Source organism: Moraxella bovis, assembly GCF_002014975.1.
GTDB classification, from domain to species: domain Bacteria; phylum Pseudomonadota; class Gammaproteobacteria; order Pseudomonadales; family Moraxellaceae; genus Moraxella; species Moraxella bovis.
The window spans coordinates 1-1864 of the sequence record NZ_MUXV01000045.1 but is presented as its reverse complement, the minus strand read 5'-3'; the positions used below and the strand labels follow the sequence as shown (position 1 = coordinate 1864).

1 protein-coding gene is annotated in these 1864 nt (G+C 48.7%); it reads left to right on the top strand.

Annotated elements, in window-relative coordinates; genetic code table 11:
• The coding region (locus B0182_RS10550; RefSeq protein ID WP_143821721.1) for a type VI secretion system Vgr family protein at positions 1-1864 on the top strand (1864 nt) is incomplete at both ends.

Below are 1864 nucleotides of genomic sequence, written 5' to 3'. Positions count from 1 at the left end.
CCATGAACCATCGTGCTCATCTACACTCTGTTTATCTGCCCAAAAGTGTATCTGGCACTCCTTATCTATGGTTCGACAGCTTACAAGGGGTAGAGAGTATCAACGGACTGTTTGAATACAAACTCATCGTCAAAGCCAAAGACGAACATGGCAACCCTGCCCATGGTATAGAGGGACTAGAAGGTTATGTCAGTTTTGAAGCTTATCATGGCAGTATCATCCACCCCAAAGAGGCTACCCCCCACCAAGACACCATCTCCTACCAAAGCGTCGCCTCTCACTTAGACCTAACCGCCCTCATCGGCACGCCCTTAGGCATATCCCTTGACTTAAATGACAAACACCCCATCGATGATAGGACCATCACAGGACAAGTCACAAGACATGGCATCATCACCGGCTGTGCCAAACTCACCACACACAACAGGCATGCCGTCTATGAACTCACCTTATCTCCATGGACTTACCTACTCACCAAAACAAATAACTATCACATCCACCAACACAAATCCATCCCACAAATCATCGAAGAGGTGTTATCCTGCTACCCTTATCCTTGGCAGTTTGAACTCACCCATGACTATCCTAAACAAGACTACCAAACCCAATATGACGAATCAGACCACGCATTCATCACTCGCCTTATGAGTGAGCATGGCATCAGCTTTTACTTTGAACACACCAAAGACAATCACACCCTAATCATCACCGACCATGTCAGTCACCTAAAAAGACACGCCAATCCCTTTTATGACACCCTAACACTCAACCTGCCCAATCAGCGTATGCCAGCGTATGCTGAATACCTAGAACACTTTACCCCCAAAAGCAGACTGACCTGTGCCCAAAGTCTCTTATCTGATTATCAGTTTAAAGCCCCTAATGAACCCCTAATGGCTCATGATACCATAAAAGGGGTGCAAACTGACACACACAAACCACATCAAGCACTCATCCATCACCTACAACGCTATGAATGGCATCAAGGCAGACGAGCAGGGGGTGATGAGCTAGCCACAAAAAACGAACAGCTCACCGCCGCTTATCGGCATCAAAGCCTAAGTGCCACCGCACATGGCAGACTAAAGGGCATACAGGTTGCCCACTTATTTACCCTAACAGGTCACCCTCATCAAAGCATGAATACCGACTGGGTCGTCTACGCCTTACAGATGAGCATCAAACCCATCGATGAAGACAACAACACCCATCAGTACTACACCGCTGATACAAGCTTTACTGCATACCCTGCCACACATCCGCTTGTACCCACAACCCCCTGCCCAAGACCCATTGCCCGCACCCAAACCGCCACTGTCGTCGCCCAAGAAGGTGAAGAGATACACACCGACCAATACGGTCGCATCAAAGTTAAGTTCCACTGGGACAAACCCACACTCGCCCAAAGACACCTTGTAGACAATCGCACCGGTGATGACAAAGATGACCTAAGTCAGATAAACACCTGCTATCTTCGTGTCGCCAGTACCTGGGCAGGAGATCACTATGGGCACATTGCACTGCCCAGAGCAGGCCAAGAGGTCATCATTGACTTCTTTGGAGGCAATCCTGACATGCCCTATGTGGCAGGCTCTTTGACCAATCCAAACAACATGCCTCTATACACCCTCCCTCATGAAAAAGTCCTCTCTGGCATCCGCTCCAAAGAGTATGGGGGAGACAAATCCAACCAACTCATCATGGATGACACTAAAGACAAACTCCAAACCCACCTAAAATCCGACCACCTACACACCGAGATTAACCTAGGACACATCAGACGTCTTACCACCCCCCAAGGACGAGGTGAATACCGAGGCGAGGGCTTTGAGGTAAGAACTGATGGACATGGGGTGATAAGAGC